The organism is Vibrio sp. 10N.286.49.B3, from assembly GCF_002873395.1.
Taxonomy (GTDB): domain Bacteria; phylum Pseudomonadota; class Gammaproteobacteria; order Enterobacterales; family Vibrionaceae; genus Vibrio.
This window is the reverse complement of sequence record NZ_MCUV01000001.1, coordinates 433,928-451,453: the sequence shown is the minus strand read 5'-3', so window position 1 is coordinate 451,453 and position 17,526 is coordinate 433,928. Positions and strand designations below refer to the sequence as shown.

Here is a 17,526-nt window from a genome sequence, read left to right as displayed (position 1 = left end):
GTAAGCGAGTGATAGCATGGGTGAAAAAGGAGTTAGTATGCGTCAATTTTCAGATAAGCAGCAATTTTGTCAGTGGTTGAATGAATTTCAACATCCTCTTTTAATTAATGAATGGGCACTACAACCTAGCATTGTCACTGTTTTAGCCAGTGGTATTTTTGAGATAACCCTTCCCTTTGCTGCGAGTGATTTAGAGTCATTATTAAATCAATGGATTTCTACTCAGCAGCAAGAGCAGCACGTTGCGACATTTAAATACCAAGTAAAAACTAAGGTCAGAGCGTTACAAACTCATGTTGCCGCAAACGTTAAAAATGTAAAAAATATCATTGCAGTGTCATCAGCGAAAGGTGGAGTCGGTAAATCAACAACATCCGTTAACTTGGCACTAGCATTAGCCAGTAACGGGGCAAGTGTGGGGTTATTAGATGCCGATATTTATGGGCCTTCAGTGCCTATGATGATCGGTAAGCTAGATGCTAAACCAGCGGTGAAAGATGACAAATGGATGCAACCTATTGACGCGCATGGTATTTACACGCATTCAATTGGTTATCTTGTTGATAAAGGTGATGCGGCGATTTGGCGTGGACCAATGGCATCAAAAGCACTTGCACAACTGCTTAATGAAACACAATGGCCAGAATTGGATTATCTGGTTATTGATATGCCTCCAGGTACGGGCGATATTCAAATTACTATATCTCAGCAGATCCCCGTAACAGGGGCATTAGTAGTAACAACCCCACAAGATCTTGCTCTTGCCGATGCGCAAAAAGGGGTGGCGATGTTTGATAAAGTTGAGGTTCCTGTCGTTGGGGTTGTCGAGAATATGAGCTACCATATATGCAGTCAATGTGGTCATAAAGAAGCTATATTTGGATCGGGTGGTGCTGTTCAGATGGCCAGTGAAATGCAATTGAATGTACTTGCTCAAATTCCACTGCATATTTCATTAAGAGAAGATATTGATCAGGGTAAACCGACAGTGATTGCTCGTCCTGACAGTGAGCATAGTCTCCTTTATCGTCAATTAGCTGACCGTGTCGCCTGTCAACTATATTGGCAGGGTGAAGAGAAGCCAGAAGCGATTAATATTAGCATGGTTGAATAAGTAGTCACTAAACTGTCGCTTGAATTATTCATTCTATGGGTTTTTCATCACTTATATTCATAAATAGCTACAGATAGCGCAGTTTCTTACTAGTATCTATGTTATGAACTCCCTATAATCACGGGGTTTTATTATTCCCCAACATACAGAATTGAGTGCACAACAATGTCTGATAATAATCAATGCGTCATCGTAGGTATCGCGGGCGCTTCCGCTTCAGGAAAAAGCTTGATCGCTAGCACCATCTATAACGAAATAAGAGAGAAAGTTGGCGACCATCAAATTGGTGTTATCACGGAAGATTGCTATTACAGTGATCAAAGTCACCTTAGCATGGAAGAACGAGTTAAAACTAACTACGATCACCCTAATGCACTTGATCACGACTTACTGTGCGAACACTTGGAAAAACTAATCCAAGGTGAAGCAGTTGAAGTTCCAGAGTATAGCTATACAGAACATACACGTACATCAAACACAACGCCTCTGACTCCAAAGAAAGTAATTATTCTGGAAGGTATTTTACTTTTGACAGACCCTCGTTTACGCAATCTAATGCATGCATCTGTTTTTATGGATACACCATTAGACATCTGTTTACTTCGTCGTGTGAAACGTGATGTAGAAGAGCGCGGACGTACGATGGACTCGGTTCTTAAACAATACCAAAAAACAGTTCGCCCAATGTTTTTACAGTTTATTGAACCGTCTAAACAGCATGCCGATATCATCGTACCACGAGGTGGTAAGAACCGAATTGCTATTGATGTACTAAAGGCACATATCGCGAAACTGCTTAAGTCGTAGTTTGCTTCTCTCACGTATTTGTTCGAATTAACGTGAGTGTTGTTGCAACTCTAATTTGTGGCGACTAAACTCCTTGTAAGATTCTATTTTATAAAGAATAACTGGTGCTTATAAAAGCACCAGTTTCTTTTGTCTAGTTTGTTGCAAGGAAGAAGTACATGAAGAAACTCCTGTTATTCATTAGTGTAATATTTGCCATTATTATTGCTGCAATTATTACACTGATTGTCGTTGTTGACCCTAACCAATTTAAACCTCTCATTACAGAACAAGCCAAGCAAAAAGCAGGTCTAGATATTGCTATTGAAGGTGATATTAGCTGGACGTTTTTTCCAACTATTGGTTTTGAGATGGGAGAGACATCACTTAAAAACCCCCCAGGTTTCTCTCAATCCACATTACTCGATGTTAGCAAAGTAGGCATTGAAGTCTCTGTGATGCCATTATTGAGTCAAAAACTGAACATAGGCAATGTGGTACTAGATGGTGCTCAAATACGCCTTGAAACACTTGCCGATGGTCGCACAAATCTCGATGAGTTAACTCAGAAATCACCAGTGGAACAAGAGCAAAGCACGGCTAATGATCCTGTGGTTGATGAAGCTTCTACACCAGCAGAGCAAGCGTGGGATATTGTGCTGCAAGGTGTCACTATTTCTAACGCTTTACTTGAAATTCAAAATCATCAAACGAAAACCTACAGCAAGTTATACGATGTAGGGCTAACCCTATCTGAGTTTTCATTTGACGAGTGGACTCAATTGGGTTTTCAGTTGAAAGGTGAAAATAATCAGCAACAGTTTTCTGCTCATGGAAAAACGCAATTCAAACTCGCCAAGAATGTCTTAGAGTCGATGATAAAAGAGTTGGAGATGGATGTGACATTCGATGATGGTATTAATCGTATTGAATCTGCTTCTATCCAGCTTGATCAATTTCAACTAGCGAGCCCTAGTATGGTTAACTTTGCTATCAAAGGTGATTTTTCTGATTTAGCAATGGAAGCTAAAGGGAACTTAAGTGTCAGCATAGATCAAGCAATGAATTTTGTTGACGTAACTAATATGCAATTAGACTCAACACTTATTGGTGAGGGTTTACCGCAGTCGCCACTTAACGTTAATATGAACTCAGCGTTAACCTTTGATTTGGCTAAAAGCTATTTAGATTTCAACTTAAAAACACTGGCTTTAAATGCTATTCAACTTGATGGTAATGCTAACGTTACCTTGGCCGCGATCCCAAAGGTTCGCTTTGCTTTACATAGTGCTAATATCGATCTTGATGAATTTTTAGGTTTGGATACACAGACTGAAGGAACGGATACTTCATCTAAGAGTGGGTCTCAGCCTGCTGATGCAGCAGAAATTGAACCAGATCTCAGTGCGTTAAAATCTCTTGATGTAAAGGGCATAATAAACATTGATGCCTTTAAAGCCGGAGGGGCTCATTTACAAAATGTCGCAGCAGATTTTTCAGTCAACCGAGGTGTTGTCGATCTTTCATCATTGAGCGCTCAGTTATATCAAGGTTCAATCGCAGCAACAGCGCGCCTAGATGCTAGACAAGCAGTCACGACCTACCAATTTAAAAATCAAATCAAAGCGGTAAAAGTACAACCATTGCTAGCAGATGTTGCGGATAACGATAAGCTTGAAGGTACGGGCAATATCGATATCGATATCAAAGGTCAGTATTTAGCCCCAACAAATATGAAGAAAAACCTAACAGGAACGATAGCTATTAACTTTGCTGATGGAGCGGTTAATGGGATTAATATTGCCCAAATGATTCGTGAGAATTATGCCAAGATTAAAGGGCAGAGTTTGGACGGTAATGAAGGCGTTCAGAAAACAGATTTTAGTGCTATGACAGGAACTTTCGTATTAGCGAATGGTGAAATGACGACCAATAATCTTCATGCCCAATCTCCATTGCTACGTGTCACTGGAGAAGGCACAGCTAACTACTTACAAGAAACGACGGATTTCTTAGTCAGTACTTCAATTGTCGGCTCGCTAGAGGGGCAGGGAGGTCAAGACATTAGCGAATTGAAAGATGTGACGATTCCAATTCAAATTACTGGCTCTTGGGCACAACCGAAATTTAAACTGATATTTGATGATGTTCTCAAAGAAAAAGTAGAAAAAGAAGTTCAGCGCGGTGTTGATAAGTTAACGGACAAAATTAAAGATGATAAAACGAAAGAGGCCGTTAATAGCTTATTAAAAGGCTTATTTAATTAGATATTTGCAATATAAACAAGCGCTTACAGATTTCTGTGAGCGCTTTTTTTTATGTAAAATATAGGTTGAGCATAGAATGTTATAACGAAGGCATTTGAACTTAGTCTCTATACATTCATAAATGAAATGAGCCAGGGTAACCGTTCCATTTATGGAAATATAAAGTGCAGTATTTGTGATGTACGTCACCTTATGTGTAAGGGTATATTACTTCTACCCGCTAATCAGTTCAGATTGATAAGAGCGAAGAGCCATATTTTTTTAGAATAGTATTTAGTAAGTAGTATTTTATAAAAGTAATGGAATTTAAAATCAGCAGATATACAGAGGATTTGTACATGCAGCATGATAATGCTAGTACAGATATTGTATTAGCCGCAAAGACAATGTTAATGAGTCAATGTTTATTTGGTGTTTTAGCTATTGCGTATGAAATTATTATGAACAATAGTTTAAGTGTTGAATCTTCATTAATTGGTGTAGTTATTGCTATCATCCCAGCCCTTTTTGGAATGTATATAGCAAGTAGGAAGGTAAAGTATAAACCCAATATCAATATGAAAGACTTAATGCATTTAAGTCGAAATATTAAGCTTGTTTATACAGTAATAATGTTTGTTTTAGCATTTAAGTTTATGGCGTTAAGCAATACTGTTGTTATAGAAGCATACTGTATTACATTTATTGGTTACTTTATTGCACCAATGATTAATAAACCAGTATTAAGGACTATCTAAAGTGGAAAATGTACAGACTGCTCATGAATATATTGAGCATCATTTAACATTCTTAACTTCAGGTGATGGTTTTTGGGCAGTCAATATAGACTCTATGTTGATGGTATGGATATTAGGCTTAACTTTTATTGGTGTATTTCGTTATGCTGTTACCAAGGGGACAAGTGGTGTTCCTGGTCGGTTACAATGTTTTATAGAAATTACCTTTGAATTTGTAAACAACCTAGTGAAAGAGATTTTTCAAGCGGAAGATAAGTTAATTGGTCCATTGGCTTTAACTATTTTTGTTTGGGTATTTCTTATGAATGCCATTGATTTATTGCCCGTAGACTTAGTGCCTTCTTTAGCAAGAGAGTTAGGGATTGCTCACTTCCGTGATTTACCATCGGCTGATGTAAATGTTGCCATGTCTATGGCTATTGGCGTGTTTATTCTTGTGATTGGATATACGTTAAAGCACAAAGGAATAAAAGGGTTTATTAAAGAGCTAACAACACAACCATTTAGTCACCCATTACTATACCCAGTTAACTTGGTATTAGAATTAATAACGCTTATATCTAAACCAATATCATTAGGGTTACGTTTGTTTGGAAATATGTATGCGGGTGAAATGATCTTCATTTTAATCGCACTCATGCCGTGGTGGATGCAATGGGCGTTAAGTGTTCCATGGGCATTATTCCATATTTTAATTGTGTTCTTACAAGCATTTATATTTATGGTTCTTACCGTCGTTTATTTAAGTATGGCTACAGAAGAAAGTCATTAGTTATAAATTAAAATAGTTTATTAATTTTTTATTGGAGTTATTCATGGATATTGTTAGTGCCGTTCTTTACGTAGCTGGTGCGCTATTAATTGGGTTAGGTGCAGCTGGTGCAGCATCAGGTATTGGTAATTTAGCGGGTAAATATTTAGAAGGTGTTGCTCGTCAACCAGATTTAACCCCAATGTTACGAACACAATTCTTTATTATGATGGGTCTTGTAGATGCGGTACCGATGATTGGTGTTGGTATTGGTTTATACATTATCTTCGCAGTGGCCTAATTCACCACAATCGGTTGTTTAATTAACGTCGGTTATTAAAGAGAGGATGGTATGAACTTAAATGCAAGCATGTTTGGTCAAGCAATTTCCTTTGTGATTTTTGTTTGGCTTTGCATGAAATATGTTTGGCCACCATTAACAGCAATGTTAGATGAACGTCAAAAGGAAATTGCACAAGGTCTTCGTCATACCGAAAATGCATCGAAAGAATTAGCATTAGCCAAAGAAAATGGTGCACAGCTTATTAGTGATGCAAAAGAAAGTGTGAATAAGATGCTTGAGCAAGGCTCTCAACGCCGTCAGCAAATTATTGATGAGGCCGTCACCGAAGCGGAACAAGAAAAAGCACGAATTATTGCGAAAGGAAAAACGGATATCGAGGCAGAGCGCCAACGAGTTCGTCGCGAATTAAAAGCGGAAATGGCTGATTTAGTTATAGAAAGTGCAGAGAAATTGATTAATCGAAATCTAGATACTCAAACTAACCGTGAACTTGTCAATAAATTTATCAGTGAGATTTAACTTAAGAGGGTAGCAACATGTCAGATTTACAAACCATTGCCCACCCTTATGCGAAAGCTGCTTTTGATTTTGCTCACGAAAATGCGGCACTAACAGAGTGGCAGTCGATGCTGAATACCGTTGCTGCTGTTGCACAAGATCCAACAATTGCGATGCACATTGAAGATCTGAATAATTCTGGCGGTAAAGTTTCGGATGAGTTTGTCAGCATGTTTTTCATGATTTGCGATGGATTAATCGATGAACACGTTCATAACTTTATCCGCATTATTATTGAAAATGGTCGCTTATCAGCACTTAGTGCAATAGCCGCTGGATTTATCGAGCTTAAAAATGAGTTTGAAAAACATTTAGAAGCAACGGTTACTTCATCTGAGCCATTAACAGATGAGCAAATTGTTAAAATTAAACAAGCACTAGAAATCAAAGTTGAGCGTAGTGTCGAATTACACAGTGAAGTTGATCCGTCCGTTGTCGGTGGATTAATTATAAAAGTAGGAGGGTTAGTTATTGACGGCTCTTTGAAAACATCTATTCGACGCTTAGCCACTAGCCTGCAAGGGTAATAGGTATTAAATATGCAATTAAATTCAAATGAAATCAGTGCGTTAATTAAAGAGAGAATAGCCACATTTAATGTGTCAACTCAAGCTCGTAATGAAGGTACTATTGTCTCTGTTAGCGATGGCATCATTACTATCAATGGATTAACAGATGCTATGCAAGGTGAAATGATTGAGTTACCTGGCAATCGATACGCACTTGCGTTGAACCTAGAACATCACTCGGTAGGTGCTGCGGTAATGGGTCCTTATGCAGATCTTTCAGAAGGTATGAAAGTGAAAGGCACAGGTCGCATTCTAGAAGTACCTGTTGGACCAAGTTTGCTAGGTCGTGTTGTTAATACACTAGGTCAACCTATTGATGGCAAGGGTGAGGTTATTGCCGAGCGCTTTGAGCCTGTAGAAGTCATAGCGCCTGGTGTTATCGATCGTAAATCTGTCGATGAACCGATTCAAACAGGTTATAAAGCCGTTGATACGATGATTCCAATTGGGCGAGGTCAGCGAGAGTTGATTATTGGAGATCGTCAAACAGGTAAGACGGCAATGGCTGTTGATGCCATCATTAACCAAAAAAATTCTGACGTTAAATGTATTTATGTTGCAATTGGTCAAAAAGCATCGACTATCGCTAACGTTGTACGCAAACTCGAAGAACATAATGTACTTGATAACACTATTATCGTCGTGGCATCTGCATCGGAATCAGCAGCGCTACAATATTTAGCACCATATGCTGGTTGTACTATGGGTGAGTATTTTCGCGATAAAGGTGAAAATGCACTCATTATTTACGATGATCTTTCTAAGCAAGCGGTAGCGTATCGTCAGATTTCACTGCTATTAAAACGCCCGCCAGGTCGTGAAGCATTCCCTGGTGATGTATTTTATCTTCACTCACGCCTTTTAGAGCGTGCAGCAAGAGTGAATGAAGAATATGTTGAACGAATGACTGAAGGCGCGGTAAAAGGCAAAACAGGTACATTAACAGCTTTACCTATTATCGAAACTCAGGCGGGGGATGTTTCTGCTTTTGTCCCAACCAATGTAATTTCGATTACTGATGGTCAAATATTCCTACAGACACAGTTGTTTAATGCTGGTCTACGTCCTGCGGTTGACCCAGGTATTTCTGTTTCTCGTGTTGGTGGTGCGGCTCAGACAAAGATAATTAAAAAACTCTCTGGTGGTATCCGTACTGCACTCGCACAGTATCGTGAATTAGCTGCTTTTGCACAATTCTCATCTGATTTGGACGATGCAACTCGTAAGCAGTTAGATCATGGTGAAAAAGTAACGGAATTGATGAAACAAAAGCAATACGCTCCAATGAGTGTCGCTGATCAATCCGCGGTTATTTTTGCAGCAGAAAAAGGCTATTTAACGGATGTACCACTAGCAAGTATTAGTGAATTTGAAGCTGGATTGCTTGCTTATGCTCGTAATAACAACCCGCAATTACTCGATACTATTAATGCTTCAGGTCTCTATAACGATGAAATTGAACAGCAATTAACATCATTGTTAGAAGGCTTTGTTGCTTTGCAGTCTTGGTAATTAAGTGACCTAGCGATAATTAATAGGAGCTGACCATGGCAAATGCAAAAGAGATACGCAGTAAAATTGCTAGTGTGCAGAGTACGCAAAAAATAACCAGTGCAATGCAGATGGTTGCTGCGAGCAAAATGCGCAAAGTACAAGATAATATGCAAGCAACAAGACCGTATGCTCATAACATGCGTCGTGTTATTCGTCACTTATCATCAGGTTCATTGGAATATCAACACCCATATTTGTTGGAACGAGAAGTAAAACGCGTCGCATACATTATTGTTTCATCGGATCGAGGCTTGTGCGGCGGTTTAAATACAAACTTATTTAAACTTGTTATGCAAGATATGCAGCAATGGAAAGCGAAAGGTGTTGAAGTAGATACAACACTAATTGGTGCCAAAGCAATCAGTTTCTTTCAAAAAATGGGTAATGTCATTGCACAAACATCGGGATTGGGAGATACGCCTAAACTACAAGATTTGCTAGGTGCCGTTAATGCAATGATGGAACATTATAATGAAGGTCAAATTGATCGTTTATATGTCGTCCATAATGAATTTGTCAATACGATGGTTCAAAAGCCAATATTAAAGCAGCTATTACCCAATCCCAAAAGTAGTGAGCCAGTAGTCAAAGGTGAAATGGCTCGTTGGGATTATATCTATGAGCAAGCGCCTAAAGAGATTTTAGATGAGCTCATGCTGCGATATATCGAATCACAGGTTTTCCAAGGTGTGGTAGAGAGTATTGCCTGCGAACAAGCGGCAAGAATGGTATCAATGCAAGCTGCAACAGATAATGCTGACCAGTTAATTGAAGATCTTCAATTGGTTTATAATAAAGCTCGACAAGCAGCAATTACACAAGAGTTAAGCGAAATAGTGTCTGGCGCCCAAGCAGTATAAAAGTATTCCGAGGTTTTAAAATGAGTATTGGTAAAATTGTAAAAGTGATCGGCGCTGTTGTGGATGTCGAGTTTGAACAAAATAGTGGTCCACGTGTTTATGATGCATTGCGTTTGGTCGATGGTGGGGATCTTTCGCTTGTTTTGGAAGTTCAACAGCAGCTTGGTGGCGGTATTGTTCGTTGTATTGCCATGGGGACATCGGATGGTTTGCGTCGCGGATTAAAAGTTGAATCAACGGGTGGGGCAATAGAAGTTCCAGTTGGTGAGGAAACGCTAGGTCGTATCATGAATGTGCTTGGTGAACCTATTGATGAATGTGGTCCTATTGGTGAAAAAGCTAACTATCAAATTCATCGCAGCGCGCCAAGCTATGAAGAACAAGCAAATAGTACCGAATTGCTAGAAACGGGTGTGAAAGTTATTGACCTAATTTGCCCATTTGTAAAAGGGGGTAAAATTGGTTTGTTTGGTGGTGCTGGTGTCGGTAAAACCGTCAATATGATGGAACTTATCAATAACATTGCAAAAGCTCACTCAGGCCTATCTGTATTTACTGGGGTTGGTGAACGTACCCGTGAAGGTAATGATTTTTATTACGAAATGAAAGACGCTGGGGTTCTTGATAAAGTAGCCATGGTATATGGCCAGATGAACGAGCCACCAGGAAACCGCTTGCGTGTTGCTCTGACTGGCTTAACAATAGCTGAGCGTTTTCGTGATGAAGGTCGAGACGTATTATTGTTTATCGATAACATTTACCGTTATACATTAGCAGGGACTGAGGTTTCAGCACTATTAGGTCGTATGCCATCTGCGGTAGGTTACCAACCAACACTTGCTGAAGAGATGGGTGTACTTCAAGAGCGCATCACATCGACAAGAACCGGTTCAATTACTTCTATTCAAGCGGTATACGTACCAGCAGATGATTTAACCGATCCATCACCAGCCACGACTTTTGCCCACTTAGATGCAACGGTTGTTTTGTCGCGTAATATTGCAGCTCTGGGTTTGTATCCAGCGATCGATCCACTCGATTCAACGTCACGTCAATTGGATCCGCTTCTTGTTGGTCAAGAGCACTACGATATTGCTCAAGGCGTTCAGATGATGCTACAACGCTACAAAGAGCTTAAAGATATTATTGCCATCTTAGGCATGGATGAGCTTTCTGAAGAAGATAAGCAACTAGTATCTCGAGCACGTAAAGTTGAGCGTTTTTTAACTCAACCATATCATGTTGCTGAAGTATTCACTGGGCAAAAAGGGGTGTTTGTATCCCTTAAAGATACGATTGCAGGCTTCAAAGGCCTATTAGAAGGAATGTATGATGATATTCCAGAGCAAGCCTTTTTGTACTGTGGATCTATTGATGAAGTATTAGAAAAAGCAAAATCTTTATAAAAAGATAAGGAATGAGTATGGCCATTGGTGTTAGTGAAAATACATTTAAGTTGCACATTGTTAGTGCAGAAGGCACTTTGTTTTCTGGGGATGCTCATGCATTAGCAATCTCTGGTGCTGATGGTGAACTTGGTATTCGTCCTGGTCATTCACCTTTAATTAGTAAGGTTAAACCTGGTGTTGCTAGTTTTGTTATTGATCTTAAACAACCAGAAGAGATCTTATATATATCAGGTGGTATGGTAGAGGTACAACCTGATGTGGTGACCGTTCTTGCAGATACAGCACTACACAGTAAAGATATTGACCAAGCAAGAGCGGAAGCGGCTCGCCAAGATGCAGAAAATAATATACAGCAAATGGGTGATGATGTTAGTTTCGCTCAGGCACATTTAGAGCTCTCAAAAGCATTAGCACAGTTGCGTGTTATTGAGCTAACGAGTAAGCAAGTTCGTCGTTAATCATAGCGAACTAACGCTTTATTAAAGGCATGAAAATCAGTCATGATTTCCATGCTTTTTTTTACCAGTCGATGCCTTTTCTCGCCTTAATGCCTGAATCAAATGCATGCTTGATACTTTTCACTTCAGATACGGTATCAGCAGCTTCAATGATTCTTCTATGAGCTGCTCGACCTGTAATCACAACCGATTGATTAGGCGGACGATTTTCTAAAGCAGTGAGTACTTCATCTAGATCAATGTAGTCATAAAGGACCATATAGGTGAGTTCATCAAGTAAAATGACATCAATCATTTCATCTGCCAACATGCGTAAACATTCTTGCCACACTTTCTGTGCAGCTAGGGTATCGCCCGCTTTATCTTGAGTATTCCAAGTAAACCCTGTAGCCATCACGTGGAATTCAACCCCTAACCTTGCCAGAACGTTTTTTTCACCATTATCCCATGTTCCTTTTATAAATTGAGCGACGCCACAACGCTGACCATGACCAATAGCACGTGTAATGACACCAAAGCCGGCAGTCGATTTCCCTTTACCATCACCTGTAATAACAAGTAATAAGCCTTTCTCTATTTGAGCGGCTGCGATTTTTTTATCAACAGCTTCTTTGACTTTTTGTTGCCTAGCTTTATGGCGGCTATCTTTATGATCCTGAGAGGGCATGGGGTTATTCCTTATCAATAAATATTGTGTACAAAAAAGAGCTTAGCATTTGATTTGCATAAGCTCTTAATTTTTTATGCTAAGAAAGCAATGTACTAAGCAATGTACTAAGCAATGTACTAAGCAAGTACGTCAGTAGCGACCTTATAGCTTGGATCTTCTTTGACATTGATTTCAACTAAGCTACCCGCTTTATCTAACAAAGCTCGACAGTCTTGGCTTAAGTGGCGTAAATGTAAGGTTTTACCAATATTCTGGTAACGCTCAGCAATGGTTTCAATGGCTTCAATCGCAGAGTGATCAGTCACTCTTGAGTTGGCAAAATCAACGATAATATCGTCAGGATCATTATAGGTATCAAATAACTCCAAGAAGTTGGCTGTTGAACCAAAGAAAATCGGTCCATGTATTTGATAAATTTTAGAACCCTCTTCATTTATACTGCTGCTAGCATAAATGTGTTTTGCATGCTGCCAAGCAAACATTAGTGCTGAAGCGATGACACCAACACCAACAGCAACGGCTAAGTCGGTTAATACAGTTACAATGGTAACAAGTACAATAACAAAGAAGTCTTGTTTTGGCACGCGGCGAGCTAGTTTAAAGGTTGCCCACTCAAATGTACCAATGACGACCATAAACATCACTCCGACTAATGCAGCTAGAGGGATCATCTCAATTAAGCCAGAAGCAAAAAGTATAAAGACAAGTAAAGCAACAGCAGCAACAATGCCAGAAAGGCGCCCGCGTCCACCTGAGTTCACGTTGATCATAGACTGTCCGATCATCGCGCACCCCCCCATAGCGCCAAACATAGAACAAGTAATATTAGCAAAGCCTTGACCAATACATTCTCTATTTGATTGACCACGAGTATTAGTCATCTCATCTAAAACGGTCAAAGTTAGTAGCGACTCAATTAAGCCAATAGCAGCTAAAATAAGCGCATAAGGTAAGATAATTGTCAGTGTTTCAAGAGTTAATGGCACTGCAGGAATCGAAAAGGTTGGTAATGAACCGGCGAGAGTTGCAGAGTCGTCACCTGACATGGTACGTAAGAAATCGACAACAGTACGCGTATCGAGCCCTAGCAGTTGAACTAATAAGGTCACAAAAATAATCGCGACTAATGAAGAGGGGATAGCAGTGGTCAATTTAGGTAAAAAATGAATAATGGACATCGTTAGCAAGACAAGACCAATCATCAATATCATCTGATCGCTAGGTAACCAAGTTAGAGCACCACTCATATCCGGCGCTTTAAACTGGCCAAGTTGGGCTAAGAAAATGACGATAGCCAGACCATTAACAAAACCAATCATTACAGGATGGGGAACAATACGGATAAATTTACCCAATTTAAAAACACCAGCACACACCTGTAGTAAACCGGCTAATAAAATAGCGGCAAATAGATACTGTATCCCATGGGTAGCCACTAAGCTCACCATAACAACAGCCATAGCACCTGTTGCACCAGATATCATGCCAGGGCGCCCACCAAATATGGACGTAATAAAGCCAACAATAAAAGCAGCGTATAAACCGACCATAGGATCAACGCCAGCAACAAAAGCGAAAGCAACCGCTTCAGGTACCAGTGCTAAGGCAACGGTCAAACCAGATAGAACATCGTTTTTGACGGAGTGTTTAGAAAACTGTGGGAACTCGAACATATTTACTCAGTATTGTAAAAAGGTGAGAAGAAACTCTTTATAAGTGGTGTCGATGTTACATAATATAACCATTCAATTCAATTGCTAAACCTAATTGTAGTATACATATAGCAAGATTATAGATTGCTTTTGGACAAAAAAAAGCGGGCTACCAAAGTAGCCCGCTTCATTCGCTATCAATAGTTTATATTAATAACTTTGTGGTTTTGTCATTTTCGCACCAGCTTGGCTGCGAGCAACTTGACTGCCTGCGCCTGTTGCTTGGTAGCGTTCTGCTCGGAATGGTGCAGCAACAATCTCAATCTCTTTTAGATCTTGAGGACCAGCTGCTTTTGCCATTGGTGCTGCTGCATGAGCTTTAGCTGTAGGCTTAGCGCTTGGTGTGTTGATGACGGGTTTTATTACAGGTTCGATTACAGGCTTAACTGCCGGTTCAATCGTGTTATTCACTTCTGTAACATCATTCGCTTCAACAGGTGCTTCCACTTTCGTCTCTGCAACGGTTTCTACAGCCACTTCAGGTTCGACTTCTACCGTTGTTTCAACAGCAGGTTCAGTTTGAAGCGGTACCGTTTCTTCAACTTTAGCGACTTCAAAAGAGTTTTCCGTTGTTTCTGGTGCGCTTTCTTCGTGACGAATAATGATTTTACCCATCGCCATTTCAGGGAAAGCAAAACCACCAGTAGGAATCACTGCTGCCACTTCTTCAATACGAGTATTAACAATGGCTTCAACAGGTGCGTTAACAACTGCTGCTTCTAGTGCTTTAACCGGTTTATTGTGGTGTGCTTTTGGCACAAAGCGAGGCATAACTTTACCCATCGCCATCTCAGGTGAAGCAACGCCACCTTTACGTAGACGGAATGGATTTGGTTTACGATCACGACCACGACGACGACGTTGACCACTTGCTCGCAGATGGCGAGGTGAGCGGCGATTACGACGTTGTTTAGGTTCTTCCTGCTCAGTTTGTTCTGCTTGAGCAATATCCGTTTCTACTTTATCAGCCACTTTCTTTGCTTGTGCAGCTTTTGGCTCGTGGGTGTTCTGCTGTTCAGGTTGTGCTTTGATCTCTTGAGTCGCTTTAGCTTCTTCAGCTTGAGCAGCTTTTTGTTGATCTTTTACGCGAACCTGTTTATTCATTTTACGGCGTTGACGGCGCTCTTTAATTTTAGCTGCCTTCTCTTCCGACTTCGCTGCTTGAGGTTGCTTTTTCTCAACGGCAGCATTTGCTTCTGCAGCTAAAAGTTGACCTTGTTCTGCAAGCTTTGTAGAGGCAACAGAGTCTTCTTTTTTCGCAGGGCGACGATCATTGTTTTTTGGCTTACGGTTTTGCTGACGAGTAGTTTGAGCCGTCTCTTTTTCTTGCTCATTCTGTTCATCACGACCGTTTGGCTTACGACGACGCTTGTTATCACGATTATCGCGCTGCTGATTGCGGCGACGATTATCATTACGCTCACGACGTTGACGGTTGTTTTGTGTCTCTTTTGTTTCCGTTGCTTCTTTTTCAACTTTCTTATCAGCAACAACTTCCTCTTTAGATGCACTAAATAAGAAGCCGCTGATAGCTTTAAAGAAACGACCGATAAGACCTGGTTGCGCTTGTGTTGGCGCTGTTGCTTCAGGCGCTTTTTCTTTTTCAGTTGCAGCTGGAGCCGCAATAGGTGCAGATTGAGCAGGAGCAGCAAAACCTTTTAATGCTGGTTCTTCAATACGCTTAGGCTTAATGTCTACATCAGCTGGAGCGTTGCTTTCTGCTTCTTTTAAAGCATCAAGTTTTAACGGCAGTAGGTAAGAAAGAAGATCAAACTCTTCGCCTTCACGAACACGGATTACCTCAAAGTGAGGGGTTTCCATATCGGAGTTAGGAACAACAGTAATCTTAACTTCTTGATTCTTCTCAATGTGGTTTACTGAGCGACGTTTTTCGTTCAATAAGTAAGAAGCAATAGGAACAGGAACGACGGCAAGTACTTGTGCCGTGTTGTCTTTTAGTGCTTCTTCTTCGATTAAACGTAGAACAGAAAGTGCTAGAGATTCATTATCACGAACAACACCTGTACCCGTACAGCGAGGGCAGATATGGTGGCTTGCTTCAGCTAGAGAAGGGCTCAGACGTTGACGAGACATCTCTAATAGACCAAAGCGTGAGATGCGACCAATTTGTACACGTGCACGATCAAGGCGAACAGCATCACGTAAACGGCTTTCTACTTCACGCTGGTGACGAACTGGTGTCATATCGATGAAGTCAATAACAACCAAACCACCTAAGTCACGTAGACGTAATTGACGTGCAATTTCATCAGCCGCTTCTAGGTTAGTATTAAGCGCTGTTTCTTCAATATCACTGCCTTTTGTCGCACGAGCAGAGTTAATATCGATAGAAGTCAGTGCTTCAGTTGGATCAATAACGATTGAACCACCCGATGGTAAGCGAACTTCACGTTGGAAGGCCGATTCAATTTGGCTTTCGATTTGGTAGTGACTAAATAGCGGTACTTCGCCATCGTATTTTTTCACACGATTTAAGAAGTCAGGACGAATTAATTGAATATGAGCTTGAGCTCGTTCAAAGATCGTATTGCTATCAATTAGGATTTCACCGATATCACGACGTAGGTAGTCACGAATCGCACGTACAATAACGTTACTTTCCTGGTGAATTAGGAAAGGTGCTGAGTTAGTCTCAGAAGCTTGTTTAATGGCTCCCCAGTGGTTAAGTAGAACATTTAAATCCCACTCTAACTCTTCTGCACTTTTGCCAACACCAGCAGTACGAACGATAAGACCCATACCTTGAGGTAGCTCAAGAGTGCTTAAAGCCGCTTTTAGTTGAGTACGTTCATCACCCTCGATACGGCGAGAAATACCACCGGCACGAGGGTTATTTGGCATTAGAACTAAGTAGCTACCAGCAAGAGAAACAAAAGTCGTAAGGGCAGCACCTTTGCTGCCACGTTCTTCTTTTTCAACTTGAACAATAACTTCTTGACCTTCTTGCAGCACTTCTTTAATGCTTGGGCGACCTTGGTAGGTGTAGCCAGCAGGAAAATATTCGCGTGCAATTTCTTTTAGAGGAAGGAAGCCATGACGCTCTGCACCATAATCAACAAATGCAGCTTCTAGGCTTGGTTCAATACGTGTAATACGTCCTTTGTAGATATTTGCTTTCTTAGATTCATGACCTGGACTTTCGATATCAAGATCGAACAGTCTTTGGCCATCCACCAAAGCAACACGCAACTCTTCTTTTTGAGTTGCGTTAATTAACATTCTTTTCATTTTAGAAATTCTCGTTGTCTTTTTTTATATTTCATTTTTTGATTTGTCGCTTTGGTTCGTTTCTCATGGTGCCTGATCCCATGGCTCTAAGTGTGCAGCCTCCCGGCTGGAAGGGATGCTCGAGGGCACGTCAGTCATCATAGGGTTAACTATGATCCGCGATTTGCGGTGAAATACTCAGCATGAGTGTACGAGAGTAGAGCGACAATTATTCTTCGGACATCATGTCTGACGCCAATTGCTGCATTTGTTCCGAAGTGATCTACTCATTTTTGCTTAAGATAAGTGATGTAGTATAAAATATAATCAGTTTATCTATCACAGCTGTGAACTATAGCAGTGCAAGTAAATCTCAGCAATCTGCTTTAGCATAAACGCTAAAAAAAATTAATATGAGTCGTATTTTCTCAAGGTTTAAGTGTCTGTTTATTATTCACTTATTCGGTATATTTTATGATTTGCAATGTACAGAGCGTGATTTTGTACATAGCTTTTTACTATTTGATTGATTCCTCACCAACTTTTGTA

The 17,526-nt window shown here is 40.3% G+C and carries 15 protein-coding genes; 12 read left to right on the top strand and 3 right to left on the bottom strand.

Annotated elements, in window-relative coordinates; all coding sequences use genetic code 11:
- The first annotated feature begins 37 nt into the window (after positions 1–37).
- The 12 genes from apbC (at position 38) to BCU68_RS01905 (ending at position 11,367) form a co-directional block, all read left to right on the top strand.
- Positions 38–1,114: an iron-sulfur cluster carrier protein ApbC gene (gene apbC / locus BCU68_RS01960; RefSeq protein WP_102563096.1), complete on the top strand. Its 1,077-nt coding sequence runs from the start codon at positions 38–40 to the stop codon at positions 1,112–1,114.
- Between the two features lie 165 nt (positions 1,115–1,279).
- On the top strand, positions 1,280–1,921 hold the full coding sequence (gene udk / locus BCU68_RS01955; RefSeq protein WP_102563095.1) for a uridine kinase: 642 nt from the start codon (positions 1,280–1,282) through the stop codon (positions 1,919–1,921).
- 158 nt (positions 1,922–2,079) lie between these two features.
- A complete protein-coding gene (locus tag BCU68_RS01950) occupies positions 2,080–4,167 on the top strand; it encodes an AsmA family protein (RefSeq protein WP_102563094.1) in 2,088 nt (695 codons plus the stop codon).
- A gap of 338 nt (positions 4,168–4,505) precedes the next feature.
- Positions 4,506–4,904, top strand: a complete 399-nt coding sequence (locus tag BCU68_RS01945) for a hypothetical protein (protein ID WP_102563093.1) — start codon at positions 4,506–4,508, stop codon at positions 4,902–4,904.
- Between the two features lies 1 nt (position 4,905).
- A complete protein-coding gene (gene atpB, locus BCU68_RS01940) occupies positions 4,906–5,676 on the top strand; it encodes a F0F1 ATP synthase subunit A (RefSeq protein ID WP_102563092.1) in 771 nt (256 codons plus the stop codon).
- Between the two features lie 43 nt (positions 5,677–5,719).
- Positions 5,720–5,956, top strand: a complete 237-nt coding sequence (atpE, locus tag BCU68_RS01935) for a F0F1 ATP synthase subunit C (protein WP_004730405.1) — start codon at positions 5,720–5,722, stop codon at positions 5,954–5,956.
- Between the two features lie 51 nt (positions 5,957–6,007).
- A complete protein-coding gene (locus BCU68_RS01930) occupies positions 6,008–6,478 on the top strand; it encodes a F0F1 ATP synthase subunit B (RefSeq protein WP_102563091.1) in 471 nt (156 codons plus the stop codon).
- 17 nt (positions 6,479–6,495) lie between these two features.
- Complete coding sequence (locus tag BCU68_RS01925) at positions 6,496–7,044, top strand: F0F1 ATP synthase subunit delta (protein ID WP_102563090.1); 549 nt, start codon at positions 6,496–6,498, stop codon at positions 7,042–7,044.
- Between the two features lie 12 nt (positions 7,045–7,056).
- Entirely contained in the window at positions 7,057–8,598 is a 1,542-nt protein-coding gene (gene atpA / locus BCU68_RS01920) for a F0F1 ATP synthase subunit alpha (RefSeq protein WP_102563089.1), read from the top strand.
- Between the two features lie 35 nt (positions 8,599–8,633).
- Positions 8,634–9,500: a F0F1 ATP synthase subunit gamma gene (gene atpG / locus BCU68_RS01915; protein ID WP_102563088.1), complete on the top strand. Its 867-nt coding sequence runs from the start codon at positions 8,634–8,636 to the stop codon at positions 9,498–9,500.
- 20 nt (positions 9,501–9,520) lie between these two features.
- A complete protein-coding gene (gene atpD / locus BCU68_RS01910; protein WP_102563087.1) occupies positions 9,521–10,906 on the top strand; it encodes a F0F1 ATP synthase subunit beta in 1,386 nt (461 codons plus the stop codon).
- Positions 10,907–10,923: 17 nt separating this feature from the next.
- Positions 10,924–11,367 (top strand): F0F1 ATP synthase subunit epsilon, encoded by a 444-nt coding sequence (locus BCU68_RS01905; RefSeq protein ID WP_102563086.1) that lies wholly within the window; start codon positions 10,924–10,926, stop codon positions 11,365–11,367.
- Between the two features lie 61 nt (positions 11,368–11,428).
- On the opposite strand, the gene cobO is transcribed toward BCU68_RS01905, so the two are convergent.
- From cobO to rne, 3 genes are all read right to left on the bottom strand, one after another.
- Positions 11,429–12,034 carry a cob(I)yrinic acid a,c-diamide adenosyltransferase gene (gene cobO / locus BCU68_RS01900; RefSeq protein WP_102563085.1) on the bottom strand — a complete coding sequence of 202 codons (606 nt, stop codon included), beginning with the start codon at positions 12,032–12,034 and terminating at the stop codon, positions 11,429–11,431.
- Between the two features lie 119 nt (positions 12,035–12,153).
- Positions 12,154–13,710, bottom strand: a complete 1,557-nt coding sequence (locus BCU68_RS01895) for a SulP family inorganic anion transporter (protein WP_102563084.1) — start codon at positions 13,708–13,710, stop codon at positions 12,154–12,156.
- A gap of 189 nt (positions 13,711–13,899) precedes the next feature.
- Positions 13,900–16,998 carry a ribonuclease E gene (gene rne, locus BCU68_RS01890; RefSeq protein WP_102563083.1) on the bottom strand — a complete coding sequence of 1,033 codons (3,099 nt, stop codon included), beginning with the start codon at positions 16,996–16,998 and terminating at the stop codon, positions 13,900–13,902.
- Positions 16,999–17,526: the final 528 nt, after the last annotated feature.